This window comes from Ruegeria sp. G10, assembly GCF_056533645.1.
This window is the reverse complement of sequence record NZ_JBQFOQ010000007.1, coordinates 203,527-218,483: the sequence shown is the minus strand read 5'-3', so window position 1 is coordinate 218,483 and position 14,957 is coordinate 203,527. Positions and strand designations below refer to the sequence as shown.

Annotated in this window: 16 protein-coding genes; 10 read left to right on the top strand and 6 right to left on the bottom strand. The window is 61.0% G+C overall.

Going from position 1 to position 14,957, the window contains the following annotated elements; translation table 11 throughout:
• Window positions 1-33: 33 nt before the first annotated feature.
• The 5 genes from ACR0KM_RS13835 (at window position 34) to ACR0KM_RS13815 (ending at window position 5,024) form a co-directional block, all read left to right on the top strand.
• Window positions 34-1,017: a Bug family tripartite tricarboxylate transporter substrate binding protein gene (locus tag ACR0KM_RS13835; RefSeq protein ID WP_480823724.1), complete on the top strand. Its 984-nt coding sequence runs from the start codon at window positions 34-36 to the stop codon at window positions 1,015-1,017.
• A gap of 67 nt (window positions 1,018-1,084) precedes the next feature.
• A complete protein-coding gene (locus tag ACR0KM_RS13830; RefSeq protein WP_480823726.1) occupies window positions 1,085-1,567 on the top strand; it encodes a tripartite tricarboxylate transporter TctB family protein in 483 nt (160 codons plus the stop codon).
• Window position 1,568: 1 nt separating this feature from the next.
• Entirely contained in the window at window positions 1,569-3,080 is a 1,512-nt protein-coding gene (locus tag ACR0KM_RS13825) for a tripartite tricarboxylate transporter permease (protein WP_480858974.1), read from the top strand.
• A complete protein-coding gene (locus ACR0KM_RS13820) occupies window positions 3,070-4,257 on the top strand; it encodes a CaiB/BaiF CoA transferase family protein (protein WP_480858976.1) in 1,188 nt (395 codons plus the stop codon). The genes ACR0KM_RS13825 and ACR0KM_RS13820 overlap by 11 nt, the downstream gene beginning before the upstream one ends.
• The gene (locus ACR0KM_RS13815) at window positions 4,254-5,024 is read left to right on the top strand and encodes a citryl-CoA lyase (protein WP_480858978.1); all 771 of its coding nucleotides are present in this window, start codon (window positions 4,254-4,256) and stop codon (window positions 5,022-5,024) included. The genes ACR0KM_RS13820 and ACR0KM_RS13815 overlap by 4 nt, the downstream gene beginning before the upstream one ends.
• 4 nt (window positions 5,025-5,028) lie before the next feature.
• Here ACR0KM_RS13815 and ACR0KM_RS13810 read toward each other — a convergent pair whose 3' ends face one another.
• Genes ACR0KM_RS13810 through ACR0KM_RS13800 form a run of 3 tightly spaced genes read right to left on the bottom strand, consistent with a single transcriptional unit; the run spans window position 5,029 to window position 8,556 of the window.
• Window positions 5,029-6,516, bottom strand: a complete 1,488-nt coding sequence (locus ACR0KM_RS13810; protein WP_480858980.1) for a heme biosynthesis HemY N-terminal domain-containing protein — start codon at window positions 6,514-6,516, stop codon at window positions 5,029-5,031.
• A 10-nt stretch (window positions 6,517-6,526) separates the two neighbouring features.
• Window positions 6,527-7,789, bottom strand: coding sequence for a COG4223 family protein (locus tag ACR0KM_RS13805; RefSeq protein WP_480865509.1), 1,263 nt, complete (start codon window positions 7,787-7,789; stop codon window positions 6,527-6,529).
• 53 nt (window positions 7,790-7,842) lie between these two features.
• Window positions 7,843-8,556, bottom strand: a complete 714-nt coding sequence (locus tag ACR0KM_RS13800; RefSeq protein ID WP_480823738.1) for a uroporphyrinogen-III synthase — start codon at window positions 8,554-8,556, stop codon at window positions 7,843-7,845.
• Between the two features lie 97 nt (window positions 8,557-8,653).
• Between ACR0KM_RS13800 and tsaD the strand changes: the two genes are divergently transcribed.
• Genes tsaD through ACR0KM_RS13780 form a run of 4 tightly spaced genes read left to right on the top strand, consistent with a single transcriptional unit; the run spans window position 8,654 to window position 11,403 of the window.
• Complete coding sequence (gene tsaD, locus ACR0KM_RS13795) at window positions 8,654-9,751, top strand: tRNA (adenosine(37)-N6)-threonylcarbamoyltransferase complex transferase subunit TsaD (protein WP_480823740.1); 1,098 nt, start codon at window positions 8,654-8,656, stop codon at window positions 9,749-9,751.
• Window positions 9,748-10,710 carry an NAD(P)H-dependent glycerol-3-phosphate dehydrogenase gene (locus ACR0KM_RS13790; protein ID WP_480858984.1) on the top strand — a complete coding sequence of 321 codons (963 nt, stop codon included), beginning with the start codon at window positions 9,748-9,750 and terminating at the stop codon, window positions 10,708-10,710. The genes tsaD and ACR0KM_RS13790 overlap by 4 nt, the downstream gene beginning before the upstream one ends.
• A 1-nt stretch (window position 10,711) precedes the next feature.
• Entirely contained in the window at window positions 10,712-10,981 is a 270-nt protein-coding gene (locus ACR0KM_RS13785; RefSeq protein WP_480823744.1) for a YciI family protein, read from the top strand.
• Window positions 10,981-11,403 carry an EVE domain-containing protein gene (locus tag ACR0KM_RS13780; RefSeq protein ID WP_480859266.1) on the top strand — a complete coding sequence of 141 codons (423 nt, stop codon included), beginning with the start codon at window positions 10,981-10,983 and terminating at the stop codon, window positions 11,401-11,403. Before ACR0KM_RS13785 ends, ACR0KM_RS13780 begins: the two co-directional genes overlap by 1 nt.
• A gap of 233 nt (window positions 11,404-11,636) precedes the next feature.
• Here the strand turns inward: ACR0KM_RS13780 and ACR0KM_RS13775 are convergent, their stop codons facing one another.
• Window positions 11,637-11,978: a DUF2853 family protein gene (locus ACR0KM_RS13775; RefSeq protein WP_480823746.1), complete on the bottom strand. Its 342-nt coding sequence runs from the start codon at window positions 11,976-11,978 to the stop codon at window positions 11,637-11,639.
• Between the two features lie 126 nt (window positions 11,979-12,104).
• Window positions 12,105-13,001 (bottom strand): LysR family transcriptional regulator, encoded by an 897-nt coding sequence (locus ACR0KM_RS13770; RefSeq protein WP_480858987.1) that lies wholly within the window; start codon window positions 12,999-13,001, stop codon window positions 12,105-12,107.
• Window positions 13,002-13,093: 92 nt separating this feature from the next.
• On the opposite strand from ACR0KM_RS13770, the gene ACR0KM_RS13765 reads away from it, so the two are divergent.
• Window positions 13,094-14,170: an L-dopachrome tautomerase-related protein gene (locus tag ACR0KM_RS13765; RefSeq protein ID WP_480858989.1), complete on the top strand. Its 1,077-nt coding sequence runs from the start codon at window positions 13,094-13,096 to the stop codon at window positions 14,168-14,170.
• Window positions 14,171-14,207: 37 nt separating this feature from the next.
• Here the strand turns inward: ACR0KM_RS13765 and ACR0KM_RS13760 are convergent, their stop codons facing one another.
• Window positions 14,208-14,954 carry an extensin-like domain-containing protein gene (locus tag ACR0KM_RS13760; protein WP_480823752.1) on the bottom strand — a complete coding sequence of 249 codons (747 nt, stop codon included), beginning with the start codon at window positions 14,952-14,954 and terminating at the stop codon, window positions 14,208-14,210.
• Between the last annotated feature and the right edge of the window lie 3 nt (window positions 14,955-14,957).

Below are 14,957 nucleotides of genomic sequence, written 5' to 3'. Positions count from 1 at the left end.
GCACCGCGGCCGGTTGTCAAATGGGAGGACATCATGACAACATTCACACTGGGCCGTCGGGCCCTGATCGCAGCTGTGGCCGCCGTGGGCCTGACCGGGCCCGCATTGGCCGATGGTCATCAGGTTGTGGACAGCATCCACTTTCTGATCCCCGGGGGTGCCGGTGGTGGCTGGGACGGGACCGCGCGCGGAACCGGCGAAGCACTGACAAACGCAGGTCTGGTCGGCACAGCATCTTACGAGAATATGTCCGGCGGCGGCGGTGGTAAGGCCATCGGCTTCCTGATCGAAAACGCCGACAGCAACCATGGCACGCTGATGGTCAATTCGACGCCCATCGTCATCCGTTCGCTGACCGGAGTGTTCCCGCACAATTTCCGCGATCTGACGCTGGTGTCGGGCACGATCGGTGACTATGCCGCAATCGTCGTCGGTAAGGACAGCCCGATCAACTCGATGGATGATCTGCTGGCGGCCTTCGACGCTGATCCGGGCGCCACGGCCATTGGCGGCGGCTCGGTTCCGGGTGGCATGGACCATCTGGTGGCGGCAATGGTGATGGAAGCGGCAGGCAAAGATGCGCTGAGCGTCAAGTACATCCCGTATGACGCAGGCGGCAAAGCCATGGCGGCACTTTTGTCCGGTGAGATTGCAGCCCTGTCGACCGGCTTCTCGGAAGCCGTTGATCTGGCCAATCAGGGCGAAGTGAAGATCATCGGCGTGACCGCCGAGGAACGCGTGGATGCAGCGCCGGATGCGCAGACCATGAAAGAGCAGGGCATCGACACCACTTTCGTCAACTGGCGCGGGTTCTTTGGTGCACCCGGATTGCCCGAAGACAAGCTGGTCGCTTATCAGGAAGCCATCACCAAGATGTACGACACGCCTGAATGGGAAGAAGTACGCGCGCGCAATGGTTGGGTGAACATCCACAACTCGGGCGATGACTTCAAAGCGTTCCTGGAAGAGCAGGAACAGCAGATCAGCGATCTGATGAAGAAACTGGGCTTCCTCTAAAGGCAGCTTCGGCAGAGCGGACAGCCGCTCTGCCCCACCAAACAACACCACAATGGGAGGGGACACCATGGCGCTGGATCGCTGGATCGCGCTTGTATTGTTGGGGATTTGTCTGACCTATGGCTATGCGGCCTGGTTCACAATGGACGGCAGCCTACCCCCTTTCATGCAAAGAAACCCCATCTGGCCCAGCACCTTCCCCAAGGTTCTGTCGGTACTGGGGATCATCGCCTCGACAATCATCCTGCTTGGGTTTGAAAAGAGCGAGATCAAAGAGGCCGATATCGATTACCGCCGGTTGGGCGAATACCATCTGGATCAGGCGATCGCGCTGCTGGTACTCATGGTTATCTACGCACTGTGTCTGCGCCCGGTTGGGTTCCTGATTGCAACCTCGGCCTTTCTGATCATCGGATCGTACATTCTCGGCGAACGCAGATGGCACATCATGATCCCCGTCGCCCTGATTGCCGCCGGATTCGTCTGGTATCTGGTTCAGGAAGTCCTTGGAATTTACATGCGCCCCCTGCCGGGCGTGTTCGGAGGCTGACATGCTCGAAGGACTTCTGATTGGCCTGCAAACGGCGTTTTCCATCCAAAACCTTCTGATGGTCGTTGCGGGCTGTTTGATTGGCACATTCATTGGCATGCTGCCCGGTCTGGGCCCGATGTCGATCATCGCCATCATGATCCCCGTTGCCATCTCGATGGGCGACCCCTCGGCCGCTCTGATCCTGCTGGCGGGTGTCTATTACGGCGCCATCTTCGGCGGCTCGACCTCATCCATCCTGCTGAACGCGCCGGGGGTCGCGGGCACCGTGGCCTCCAGCTTTGATGGCTACCCGCTGGCGCGGCAAGGCAAGGCCGGTAAGGCGCTGACCATCGCCGCGATCGCCAGCTTCGCGGGCGGTACGCTGGGTGCGGTCCTGTTGATGGTGTTCGCCCCGGCCCTGTCATCGGTCGCGCTGCTGTTCCACTCTGCCGAATACTTCGCACTGATGGTCGTGGGCCTTTCCGCGATCGCAGCCTTTGCCGGCTCCGGGCAAGTGGCCAAGGCACTGATCATGACGATCCTGGGCCTGATCATGGCCACCGTTGGCGAAGGTGCGCTGTTCAACCTGCCGCGTTTCACCATGGGCATCATGGACCTGCAATCGGGCTTTGGCTTCATCACGCTGGCCATGGCGATGTTCGCCCTGCCCGAGGCGCTGTTCCTTGTCCTCAAACCCAAAGACCTGAAAGGCGATGACGGCGACATCAAGGACCTGCGCATCACCAAGGAAGAGGCAAAAGCCATCGCACCGGTTGTAGGGCGTCAGTCGGCACAGGGTTTCTTTATCGGGGTACTGCCCGGGGCTGGGGCGACGATCGCCAGCTTCCTCGGCTATGCGGTTGAGCGCAACATCGCCCCGAAAGAGGAACAAGAAGAGTTCGGCAAAGGCTCGATCAAAGGTCTTGCCGCGCCAGAGGCTGCAAACAACGCGGCCTGTACAGGATCTTTCGTGCCGCTGCTGACGCTGGGTATCCCCGGCTCGGGCACCACCGCGATCCTGCTGGGCGCGTTGATCGCCTTGAACGTCACTCCGGGTCCGCGCCTGATGATTGACGAGCCTCAGATCTTCTGGGCCGTCATCATGTCGATGTTCATCGGCAATCTGGTTCTGCTGATCCTGAACCTGCCGCTGATCCCTTATATTGCCAAAGTGCTGGCGGTTCCGCGCAACTACCTGATCCCGTTCATCCTGTTCTTCACCTTGATGGGGGCCTATATCGGCCAGAACAACGCCACCGAGTTGTTGATACTGGTTGGCTTCGGCGTCTGCGCGACAGCGCTGAAATTTGCGGACTATCCGCTCGCGCCGCTGCTGATCGGCTTTATCCTTGGCGGGATGATGGAGGATAACTTCGCACGCTCCATGCAGCTTTACGATGGTATCGCCTTTATCTGGGAGCGCCCGATGACCTTGGGCCTGCTGGTGATCGCGGTGCTGCTGGTCCTGCTGCCAAGCTATCGCGCCCGCCGGGCCAAAGCCCGCGCAGCCGGGATTGCGGATGGCGACTGAGCCGCTATCGGGGGTCCGGGTTCTTGACCTGACCAACGTCTTGGCTGGCCCCTATTGCTGCTACCAGCTGGCATTGATGGGGGCCGAAGTCATCAAGGTCGAACGCCCGGGCAGCGGTGATCTGGCCCGTGTGCTGGGCGCGGACCCTGACCGCAACAAGGCCGGCATGGGCATCAGCTTTCTGGCGCAGAATGCCGACAAGAAATCCGTCACGCTGGATATGAAAGCCGAGCAGGGCAAAGCGTTGCTTAGACGACTGGTCCAAAGCGCCGATGTTCTGGTAGAGAATTTTCGCCCCGGCGTAATGGACCGGCTGGGGCTGGGGTATCAGGTCTTACGCGCCGAGAATCCCAACCTGATCTATTGCGGAATCAGCGGCTTTGGCCAGTCGGGACCGCGTCGCGACGACCCGGCTTATGACCAGATTGTGCAGGGCCTCAGCGGTGTTATGTCGATCACCGGCGCACCTGATACCGCACCTTACCGGGTTGGATACCCTTTGGCGGATACGGTTGGCGGATTGACCGCTGCCTTCGCCATCAGCGCCGCCCTGAACGCCAAGCCACGCGGGGCGTTTCTGGACGTTGCCATGACCGAAGCCGTCGTCTCGACCATGGGGTGGGTCGTATCGAACTACCTTCTGGGTGGCGTCCTGCCGGGGGCCCATGGCAACGAAAACACCACCTCGGCGCCGTCGGGAACTTTCGCCACATCCGATGGGCCGATAAACATCGCGGCCAATCGGGATGAACAATGGCAAGCGCTGGCCGGACATCTGGGCCGAGACGACTTGCTGACCCATCCCGACTATAAAACCCGCGAAGATCGCAAACAGAACCGACAAGCACTGCGACAGGAACTGGAGCGCGTGTTGACCACCCGCCCGGCTGCGGATTGGGTCCGCGAATTGAACGCACGCGGCGTGCCCACGGGGCAGGTTCTGACCGTGCCCGAAGCTTTGTCGGACGAACAGATGGCGGGTCGGGGTCTGATCGGAACCCTCTCAGCGCAGGGCGAGAACATGCGTCTGGCAGGCAGCCCAGTGGTCATGGACGGCGAACGCAAGATGCCGCAAACCGCCCCACCCGCGCTGGGCGCCGACAACGCAGCGATCTGGACTGAACTGGGTTTGTCGAACGCCGAAATCGACGCGCTAAGGCAAGAGGGAATCATATGAGTGACGTCGCCGATTGGTGGCAGACAGCCATCATTGATATGGAGCCCGGACGGATCGCACTACGGGGCCAACCGATCGTGCAATTGATCGGAAACATCAGCTTCGCCGAGATGATCTGGCTGATGGTGCGCGGGGATCGCCCCACACCCGCGCAGGCCCGCTTGTTCGAAGCGGCACTGGTCGCAGCCGTCGATCACGGCCCACAAGCCCCCTCAATCGCGACCGCCCGGATGGCCGTGACCTGCGGCTTGCCCCTGAACAACGCGATGGCGAGTGCGGTCAACATGCTGGGCGACGTCCACGGCGGGGCCGGAGAGCAAGCGGTCACGCTGTATCATTTCATAGAAAACAGCCCCAGAGATCTGGATGCCGCGTTAGAGGACTGGACCACGATCAACGGCAGGATTCTGCCCGGCTTTGGCCACAGGTTTCACACGCCAACCGACCCGCGCGCGCCGCGTCTGATGGCGCTGGTCGAAGAGGCCGTCGGGGCGGGCGCTTGCGAGGGACGGTACATGAAAATCGGCCGGGACGTCGAAAGCGCGCTTTGCCGCCAAAAGGGCAAACCGGTTCCGATGAACATCGATGGCGCTACGGCGGTGATCTATGCCGAGCTGGGCTTTGCCCCACCGCTTGCACGTGGTCTGTTCTGCCTGTCACGGTCGGTCGGGATACTGGCCCACGCGTGGGAGCAGATGCAACAGGGCGGGCGCAACAAAGGGCCCACGCCACCTGCATATCGCTGGACTTATACTGGCCCGTCCTGAACGGCTAGGCCCGCTTCTCTTCCTCGGGCTCAACCGGCTCGGCGCTGACGTCGATTACCTCTTCCGCGTCAGCCTCTTCGACCTCTGGTTCCGGCTCGGGTTCAGACTGATCCTCAAGCGCGCCCACGATCAGCGGCAGCATATGCACACCGGTTGCGCTTGCGATTTCGGGTGTCTGGGGCGTTTGCCAGCTGAGCGTATCGAAGCTGCCGCAGTTCTGGCAGACCGGCCCCCATTCGGGCTGAATGTCATGGCAGTTGTCGCACACCCATTGCGGCCCGCGCGGCGCGTTCAGCGCCTTCGCCAGCCAGCCCTGTACCACTGCGTCCGAGGCCCCCTCGCCCCGCTCAATCGCCGCCATCAGAGTATAAGCCCGCGCGTCGCCCTGCTTTTCGACCACATCGCCCAGCGCACGACGGGCTTCTGGGAAATCTTCGGCGACGATGTTCAACTCGGCCAGAATCAGCCGGGTTTCCATGTTCTCAGGGTGAATGCGCGTCAACGCAGTGAACCGCTTGATGCGCTGGCCGGGGGTTTCCTCGGGGGCGATCTCGGCAAAGGCATGCGCCAGATCGGGGTGCGGCTGCACCTCCCACGCCTTTTTCAGAATCTTCGTCGCAGCCCGCGCCTTGCCCTTTTCGATGTAGGCCCGCGCCGCCATAGCAGCGGCGGGCACCAGATCTGGCGACAGGCGGTTGGCCTCGATCGCGTGTTCCTGTTGTTCGACGGTGGCCCCGTCCGCCAGAATCTCTTTGGCCTCGGACAACGCCAGAACCGCATCGCGCCGTTTGAACACATCCCGCGGCAGATGCCCGGCTTTCAGTTTTGAAGTCAGCGTAGACCGTGCCCCGGCCCAATCCTGCGCCTTGGTCTGAAGACTTAGAAGAACATCCTGTGTTTCTTCGTGGCGCGGTTTCAGCGCCAGTGCCTTCTCGGCCAGTTTACGGGCGGTTTCATCATCACCCTCGGCCAGCTTCTGCTTCATGATACCGCGCACACCGACAAATCGCGTGGCAGAGTCGGTCACCAGCTTTTTATAGGTCTCTTCCGCCTTCTTCGTATCGCCTGTCATCTCGGCGGCCTGCGCAACCAGCAGATTGGTCAACTCGGGTTTGTTCAACAACTTCTCGGCCTTGCTGGCCTTGGTCATCGCCACGCGCCCCTCGCCCGAAGCCAGCGCCATCAACCCGTCCGCCAGCGCCTGATACCCGCGCTGTTCGCGGCTGCGATCGAAATACCGTGACAGGGCGGTCTCATCCCCATTCAGGAACTTCAGCGTCGCGATCAGAAGCGTCAGCAGCTTGAAGAACAGCCAGACCGCAAAAACCAGCACGCCCAGCGCGATCACCGATTGCAGCGGCCCCAGCGTGTATTCGGTGCCCGCAACGGTGATCTGCACCCCGCCGCTGGTTTCCATCAGATACCCGGCGCCTATGGCCAGCAGACCGATAATCGCAACAAAAACAAGGATCTTTAACAATGACCACAGCATGGCAGGTCCTTCAGTTCGAGTTCAGGCTTGAAGCCAGCGTATTGGCGGCCTCAACAGCCGAAAGCCGCGTTTGTGCCGCCTGCGCCCAATCCGCCAATGGGGTCTGCGCCGCATCGGGCAGGGATTTCAGTTCGTTCAGCGCCGTGGACAGATCCCCATCCGACAAAGCTGCCTGCGCACGCGACAGGATGGCATCCGGGTCGTCCCCATCCTGAGGAGTCACCGACCGCGCACCGGTTTGACGCTGCAAAAACGCGATCAGGCCGGTGCCCTTGTCCGCGTCCCGCGCATCCGCCAAGGCCGTCCGCGCCGCCGGAGCAAACGCGCTGCGCAACGCCGAAAGCGTCTCGACACCTTTGTCGGCAGGTGCCGTCAAAGCGTCGGGCACATCGACACCACCGGCTTTCAACTCGCTGACCAGATCGGAATAGGGCTGGCCTGCATCCAACTGACCATGCAGCCGCGACAGGATCGCCGCGTTGGTGGCCGCGCGCGCCTCGGCCGAGGCCTTCGCCTCAAGCGCCTGGGCATCCGATACCATCTTTTCGACTTCGCTGCGTTGGGCTGTCAACGAATCCTGCAGCTTTTTCAACTCTGCCTCGAAGGCAGCCATCGCCTCGGGCGACGCATTTGCTTCGATCGGCTTTTTCTCAAGCTCTGTCAGCCGGTCACCCAACGGTGCAACCTGTCCGGCCAAGGCATCAACGCTGGATTTCACCGCGCCCAAATCGCTTTCGACCGGCGCGAGCTTGTCCGACAGCGCGGTAATCTGAGCCGACAAACCCGACACATCCGGGCTGTCACTCAGGGATTGGGTCAGCTTGGCGATCTGATCCGACTGGTCGGCCAGCTTGGCCTCGAGCGCGGCAATGGCATCGGAGCCATCCGCGCCCTGAGAGGTAAAGCCGCCATTGCCCACAACAAACCCGATCCCTGCGGCAACGGCCCCGCCCAGCAGGGCCGGTATAAAGCCGCCGCGTTTGTCGTCGGTGCGTTCGATCGCCTTCTCTTCCGCAGCGGCCGGTTCTTCTACACGTTCGGCTTCGGCTTCGGCTTCGGCTTCGGCTTCGGCTTCGGCTTCGGCTTCGGCTTCGGCTTCGGCTTCGGCTTCGGCTTCGGCTTCGGCTTCGGAATTTATCTCGCCCTGCGGCTCAGCCGCGTCAACCGCCGTGTCATCAGACAGGCCTTCGTTTTCAGTTTCGGTGGTTTCTTTCGCCTCTTCGACGCTGGGGTCTTCGACCGGTTCCTGATCTGGTTTTTTCTTATCAGCCACCGCCTTATCCCCTTATCGATTCCAAAAACACATGAACTACAGACCCACCCAAGTTAATCCGCACCCGGCTTGCCCTCAACCCGCATCGCATGTTTCACAAGCTTTTTAACGGCTTTCTGCATTTTGTCCGGATTTGGCTCGCTCGCGATCCTGAGGTTTTCAAACGTCAAGGATTTAAGGGGTTCCGCCGCTGCCTCGCTGATCGCGGCCAGCCACAACGGGGCGGGGCCCGCCCAGACCTCGGCAAAATGTCGCGCCGACCGCGGAGAGAAAAGCGGCGCGATGACCGGGTCACTGCCTTCAGCCGCCAATGAGGCCTCGTCGCTCAGCGGGAGCAGATGTTGCTGATAGATTGCCTGCTCGCGCGTGGTTAACCCTGAACCGGTCAAGCGTTCGGCGATGTGACCGCGGCTATGTTCGCCACGCAGGTGCAACAATGGGCTCGGCGGCCTGAGACGCAGCAGACCGGCGACCAGCTCTTCGGCAGTGGCGCCGACCATCTGCGCCGACCAGCCAGCCGATTGCGCCGTCTGCGTGGTTGCCGGCCCCACGCACCAAGCGGGCAGATCGCGATCCACACCCAGCGCCGCTGCGGCAGTGACCCCATTGGCCGAGGTGAATATCAACCCGCCAAGACCTTCACTCTCAACCGGTACGGCCATCGGCCGGATCTCAAGCAGCGGCGAAATGAGGATTGTGACCTGCGCTCTGACGCGGTCCGGCAATTGCGCGACGAACCTGTCCGAGGCGGCGCGAGGGCGGGTCATCAACAAATACAACGTTCGGCGCCTTCGGCCTTGGGATTGTTTGCATCCGCGCGGGGTGATACCCCGCTTGCCAATCATGATGCAACGGATCAGGCCAATGGTGCAAACACTTACAGTCCTCGGGCTGGAAAGCAGCTGCGACGATACTGCCGCCGCCGTAGTGCGCCATCGCGCGGGCGCACTGCCCGAGATCCTGTCTTCGGTCGTTCACGGGCAAACCGATCTGCACAGCGCCTATGGCGGCGTCGTGCCTGAAATCGCCGCGCGCGCACATGCTGAAAAGCTGGATATCTGCGTCAAAGAGGCTCTAACACAGGGCAATATCGGGTTGGATGCCCTGGACGCGATCGCGGTTACGGCAGGTCCCGGCCTAATCGGAGGGGTTATGTCCGGCGTCATGTGCGCCAAAGGACTCAGCGCGGCGACCGGCTTGCCGCTGGTGGGGGTAAACCATCTGGCCGGTCACGCGCTGACCCCACGCCTGACCGATGGGATCGCGTTCCCCTATCTGATGCTTCTGGTCTCGGGCGGGCACTGCCAATATCTGATCGCCCATGGACCAAACCAGTTCACGCGATTGGGCGGCACTATCGACGATGCCCCGGGCGAGGCTTTCGACAAAACCGCGCGTCTGCTGGGCTTGCCCCAACCCGGCGGACCATCCGTCGAGGCCGAGGCGCGCGGCGGAGATCCAAAGCGGTTCCGCTTTCCGCGCCCTTTGCTGGATCGCCCCGGATGCGATCTGTCTTTTTCCGGACTTAAGACCGCGCTGATGCGGATGCGAGATCAGATCGTGGCCGAAAAGGGTGGCCTGACCCGGCAAGATCGCGCTGATCTTTGTGCCGGGTTCCAGCAGGCGATTGTGGACACGCTGGCCGAAAAAACACGGCGCGCGATTTCGCGCTATCTTGAATCCTACCCCTCGGAACCGACCATCGCAGTGGCGGGTGGAGTGGCGGCAAATAGCGCCATTCGCGCTGCGTTAGAGACTGTTGCAACGGAAGAAGGTACGCGCTTTACCGCGCCACCGCTGGCGTTGTGTACCGACAATGCCGCGATGATCGCGTATGCAGGTCTGGAACGCTTCCGCACCGGTGCGCGCGACGGATTAGACCTGATCGCACGCCCCAGATGGCCGCTGGACCAAACCAGTCCTGCGATGCTGGGTAGCGGTAAGAAAGGGGCCAAAGCATGAGCGTCGCGGTATTGGGCTCGGGTGCGTTCGGGACCGCGCTGGCGATCTCGTTGGCGAAGAATGGTCCAGTGACACTGTGGGCCCGCGACCCCGAACACGCGCGCGCGATGGCCGTGACCCGCCAGAACGCGGCGCGGTTGCCGGACGTCACCCTACCCGCTGCAATCCGGGTGACCGCCGAGATACGCGATGTCGCGCAAAGCAATGTGGTGCTGGTCGCCGTCCCGACCCAAAAGTTGCGCGAGGCATTGCACGATCATGCAGCCAGCTTGGCGGGCAAGGCCCTCGTGGCCTGTTGCAAGGGAATCGAACAATCCTCGGGGCTGGGGCCGGTCTCGGTGATCAAGCAGACGATCCCGGACGCATATCCGGCGCTGTTGACAGGCCCAAGCTTTGCCGACGACATAGCCCGCGGGCTGCCGACCGCGTTGACGCTTGCCTGCGCAGACGCTGAACTGGGCGCATCGCTTCAGCAACAGCTGACGACATCCAATCTGCGCCTTTATCGCACATCCGATACAGTCGGGGCCGAGTTGGGCGGCGCCCTCAAGAACGTCATGGCAATCGGCTGCGGGGCGGCGATCGGCGCCGGGCTGGGGGACAGCGCACGGGCCGCATTGATAACGCGGGGGTTCGCCGAGATGCAGCGCTTTGCCACGCTGCGCGGCGCAGCACCCGAGACGCTGATGGGCCTGTCCGGACTGGGTGATCTGGTCCTGACCTGTTCATCAGAATTGTCCAGAAACTATCGTTTTGGCCTGTCTTTGGGTCTGAAACAGCCCTTCGATGATGCGACCACAGTGGAGGGCGTCGCCACGGCCCAAGCCATGTCGAGCATTGCCGCGTCCGAAGGGCTGGACATGCCCATCAGCACGACGGTGGCGAAACTCAGCGGCGGAGCCTACAGTGTGGCCGACGCGATTCGGACTCTGCTGGGTCGTCCACTCAAGGAGGAATAATATGCTCATCGCCCTGATCGCCCGTGACAAACCGGGCGCTCTGCAAACCCGGTTGGACAATCGCCCCGCGCACTTGGCTTACCTCGAAGAAACTGGTGTTGTGACCCAGGCCGGTCCCCTGCTGGACGGAGAGGCCATGATCGGTTCGCTGATCATCCTCGAGGTCGAAGACATGGCAGCCGCGCAGGAGTGGGCGCGCAATGATCCCTACGCACTGGCGGGGCTGTTCGATTCGGTCGAGCTGATCCAATGGAAGCGCGTGATCGGCTGATGGCGTATTGGCTGTTCAAATCCGAACCCTCGACCTGGAGCTGGGATCAACAGGTCGCCAAAGGCGACGCGGGTGAGGAATGGGATGGCGTCCGCAACTATCAGGCACGCAACTTCATGCGGCAGATGCAGATCGGTGATCGCGGGTTCTTTTACCATTCGCAGAAAGACAAGGCGATTGTCGGTATTGTCGAGGTCTGCGCCGAAGCGCATCCCGACAGCACAACCGATGACGAGCGCTGGGAATGCGTCGATATCAAGGCTGTCCGCCCATTCAATACACCTGTCACGCTGGATCAGATAAAGGCCGACGGGCGCCTGGACGACATGGTTCTGGTCAGAAACTCGCGCCTTTCCGTGCAGCCAGTCAGCGATTCCGAATGGGCCGCAATCTGCGCCATGGGTGAGACGAAAGCGGACTGAGCGAAACAGCAAATTGCAATAAAGGGAAGGTTCCGACGGTGCAGAACCTTCCCTACCCCACGTGCTCCCTACTCACCACACGTGTATGGAATTTGCTGGTTCTGACCATCCTGGTCACAAGCTCAACCTAACCCAAGCTGGGTCTCAGGTTCAAACACCAAGTCTTTAAACTATGTCTCAAATACAAAACGCCCGTCTGTGTTCGACGGGCGCTGCAGGTTAAATGGCCGGGATCAACCGTAGACCGACTCTTTGCCGAAATGCTTGGTCAGCATATAGTAAACGACGGCCCGGTATTTGTTACGCTCGGACATGCCATAGGTTTCCATGGCCTTGTTGATCGCTTCCATCAGCTCGGGTCCATCAGACAGGCCAAGCTTTTTGATCAGGAAGTTGTTCTTGACTGTCTCAAGCTCACTTTCCTGACTGGCCGCCACAGTCGCCGCATCGGCATCATAGATGGCCGGACCGCAGCCGATGGTGACCTTGGTCAGCAGGTCCATATCAGCGTCCATGCCGCATTTGGATTTCAGATCCTCGGCATATTTGGCGATCAGTTCGTCGCGTTTTCCCATTAAGCACTCTCCCGTAATTCAGATGTTGCGGCGTTATATTCATATCCTTGAAACACGTGCAGGCAGCGTAGCCAGAAGCACAGCACGCTCAAAGGGAAAAATCACGCACTTTCCCCGTAAGCGGGTTTACTCTGCCAACGCCGTGTTCTGAAACGCCTGACCTGCCAGATCGGAGAATGCCCGCACTTTGCGACCCGGCGTGGCATTGCCTGCATGAACGAACGAAATCGGGGCATCCGGGTGCTTCAGGGCACCCGGCATGATCTCGCGCAGCGCGCCGCTGTCCAGCTCACGTTGCACGGCCAGTCGGGATTTTACGGCAAGACCCAGACCCTGCACCGCTGCTTCGGTCAACATATCCGAGTTCGAAACAGCAATCCTGCGCCCCACCGACAGTTGCGTGCTGCGCTGGGGACCATCGCGGATCTCGAACCGGGTTTGCCACGGCAGACAGGCCCAGCGCATCTGTCGCAGCTCCTCAACGCTGGCTGGAACGCCATACCGGTCACAAAAGCCGGGAGCGGCGCAGATAATGCGGTCGTTGTCACTCAGCTTTCGTGCCTTCAGCGTGCTGTCAGCCATCCGGCCCACCCGGATGGCGCAGTCAATGCCCTCATCCACCAGAGAAACATAACGATCCACAGCCAGAAACTCGACCGACAGATCGGGGTTCTCGTTTTGGAACGCGTCCATCAGCGGCATGATGAAGCGCGACAAAATCCAAGGCGACAGCGTCACCCGCAGATGCCCACGCAACGCACCGGTCCCGCTGCCTGCATCCAGCTCAGCCTCGCGCAGCTCGGCCAGCAGCGGCTCGATCCGGTCCAGAAAGATGTGCCCTTCATTGGTCAATTGCACCTTGCGGCTGTTGCGATGAAACAGCTTGAGGTTCAGCACCTCCTCCAGCTTGGTAATGCGATGACTGACCGTCGCGACCGAGAGGCCCTGCGCCTTGGCCGCCGATCCCATGCCCCCGGTCTTGGCCACGGAGACAAAGGTCAGAAGGTCATTCACGTGGTACATTCGAAAAATCCTAACACTGGTTTCAGTATCAAGGCAGTTATCGTGAATTTTTTCAAATGGTATCTGCTTTGGGATCACCAGAGGAGGACCCGATGAAATCCCTTTACGCAGCCACATGCGCGCTTGCGCTGGCCCTGCCCGCCGCAGCGGCCGAGTTGGAAACCTATCTTGAGTTCGAAAAGGCGATGCCCCCGGGCAATCTGGCCATTGGCCCAGATGGGCGCATGTTCATGTCCGTGCATGAATTCTACGGCCCCGAACTGCGCGTGGTCGAGGTGATGCCGGACGGGTCCACCAAACCCTATCCGACCGAAGACTGGGCCCGCGCCCCGAACGATGATGCGGACGGGCTGAACGGTGTTCTTGGCCTGCGCGCAGATCGCGATGGCATCCTGTGGATGCTGGATGGTCAGGGCGAGAACCAGACCGGGCGCGTTGTCGGTTGGGATACCAAAACCGAGACGTTGCATGCGATCCATTATATCGGCGCACCTGTCGCACGCCCGACATCGTTCCTGAACGATCTGGCCGTGGACCGCGATCATGGGGCCATCTACATCTCGGACACGGGTGACGGTCAGAACTCGGCCATTATCGTGGTTGATCTGGAAACAGGGCGCGCGCGGCGGGTTCTGGAAGGCTCTAAATATACGATTCCCGAAGATACCCCCATGGTCATCGACGGGCGCGAGATCACGCTGGGCGGCAATCCGGCCAAGATCGGCATCAACCCGATCACAGTCGATCCGACCAACACATGGGTCTATTTCGCCCCAATGACGGCCAGCGCGATGTACCGCATCCCGACCGCCGCACTGCTGGACGAAAGCCTGTCAGATGCTGATCTTGAGGCGAAGGTTGAACGCTATGGCGACAAGCCGATCTCGGATGGTTCGACCGTCGATACCGGCGGCAATGTCTATATCACCGCGATGACGGACAATGCGCTGGGTGTCACCAAGCCGGATGGCACCTATGAGGTTCTGTTTCAGTCAGATGATGAATTGCCGTGGCCAGACGGGTTCTCGATCGGTGCGGATGGGTATGTCTATGCCACGATTAACGAGTTGCACCGCTCGCCCGTTCTGAACAATGGCGAGGATGCATCAAAAGGCATCTACAAGATCATCCGGTTCAAGTCACTGTCTGACGCGGTCAGCGGGCGCTAAGCAAAAACCCGGCCCTGCTGATGCGGGGCCGGGACACCTATCGGCAGTAGCCCCAACCGGGGCCTTGCAGATGGAAATGATCCGCGTGCAGGCGATTGAAGTTCGGGCCCAGCACCACGCGGAACCAATCGCAGGCCCCTTTCCCGATCCGGTGCAGAAAGTCAGCCTCGGGGCCCGGTTTCGTCCAGTCCTGTAGCAGGCTGAGAGTCCTGCCATCCGCGAGTTCAACGCCCACAATATCGATGGAATCCGCCGTCGCGTGACTGCTCCATCCGTTGTTTTCGCCCTGCGCAGTGCGCATGCGGCGGCAATTATAGCTGCCCAGATGCCGCAAGGTGCGCACCTCGGTCCCCAGCAAATCGCGCGCGGCGGGTTGCACCACATGATGTTCCCACATCGCCAAACGCAGGGCGGTCGTACAGCGAGTCTCGACCCCGTTGACCCGGGCACGGACCAACTGTGACAGCGACCCCCGACCGGCAATGCCGCAGTTCTGATCGACCACCAGATCCTCCATCTCCGAGAATGCTGCACCAGCTTGTGACAGCACCGCCCGGCACTGTGCCTCATCTGCCAGCGCGCGGTTCAACTGGAATTTGGTGGCAGGTGTGACCGGGGCCGTCAGCGTCAGGTCCCGAAGGGGGTTCCAATGCGAGGGAAGCGGGGTCTTGGGATGCGCCAACAGCAGATACCCGGCACATCCAACAAGGAATAGAAATATGATGATCGAAAAGAAAGACGCCGCCAGTTGCATGAACCGGCGGCGTCCTGAAGGTTCGGTCATACC

Excerpts from the sequence above, each read along its gene's own strand:
- ACR0KM_RS13770 (WP_480858987.1), bottom strand. The coding sequence starts at position 13,001 with ATGTACCACGTGAATGACCTTCTGACCTTTGTCTCCGTGGCCAAGACC.
- ACR0KM_RS13835 (WP_480823724.1), top strand. The coding sequence starts at position 34 with ATGACAACATTCACACTGGGCCGTCGGGCCCTGATCGCAGCTGTGGCC.
- ACR0KM_RS13815 (WP_480858978.1), top strand. The coding sequence starts at position 4,254 with ATGAGTGACGTCGCCGATTGGTGGCAGACAGCCATCATTGATATGGAG.
- ACR0KM_RS13765 (WP_480858989.1), top strand. The coding sequence starts at position 13,094 with ATGAAATCCCTTTACGCAGCCACATGCGCGCTTGCGCTGGCCCTGCCC.
- ACR0KM_RS13830 (WP_480823726.1), top strand. The coding sequence starts at position 1,085 with ATGGCGCTGGATCGCTGGATCGCGCTTGTATTGTTGGGGATTTGTCTG.
- ACR0KM_RS13825 (WP_480858974.1), top strand. The coding sequence starts at position 1,569 with ATGCTCGAAGGACTTCTGATTGGCCTGCAAACGGCGTTTTCCATCCAA.
- ACR0KM_RS13820 (WP_480858976.1), top strand. The coding sequence starts at position 3,070 with ATGGCGACTGAGCCGCTATCGGGGGTCCGGGTTCTTGACCTGACCAAC.
- ACR0KM_RS13810 (WP_480858980.1), bottom strand. The coding sequence starts at position 6,516 with ATGCTGTGGTCATTGTTAAAGATCCTTGTTTTTGTTGCGATTATCGGT.
- ACR0KM_RS13775 (WP_480823746.1), bottom strand. The coding sequence starts at position 11,978 with ATGGGAAAACGCGACGAACTGATCGCCAAATATGCCGAGGATCTGAAA.
- ACR0KM_RS13785 (WP_480823744.1), top strand. The coding sequence starts at position 10,712 with ATGCTCATCGCCCTGATCGCCCGTGACAAACCGGGCGCTCTGCAAACC.
- ACR0KM_RS13790 (WP_480858984.1), top strand. The coding sequence starts at position 9,748 with ATGAGCGTCGCGGTATTGGGCTCGGGTGCGTTCGGGACCGCGCTGGCG.
- ACR0KM_RS13800 (WP_480823738.1), bottom strand. The coding sequence starts at position 8,556 with ATGACCCGCCCTCGCGCCGCCTCGGACAGGTTCGTCGCGCAATTGCCG.
- ACR0KM_RS13760 (WP_480823752.1), bottom strand. The coding sequence starts at position 14,954 with ATGACCGAACCTTCAGGACGCCGCCGGTTCATGCAACTGGCGGCGTCT.
- ACR0KM_RS13780 (WP_480859266.1), top strand. The coding sequence starts at position 10,981 with ATGGCGTATTGGCTGTTCAAATCCGAACCCTCGACCTGGAGCTGGGAT.
- tsaD (WP_480823740.1), top strand. The coding sequence starts at position 8,654 with ATGGTGCAAACACTTACAGTCCTCGGGCTGGAAAGCAGCTGCGACGAT.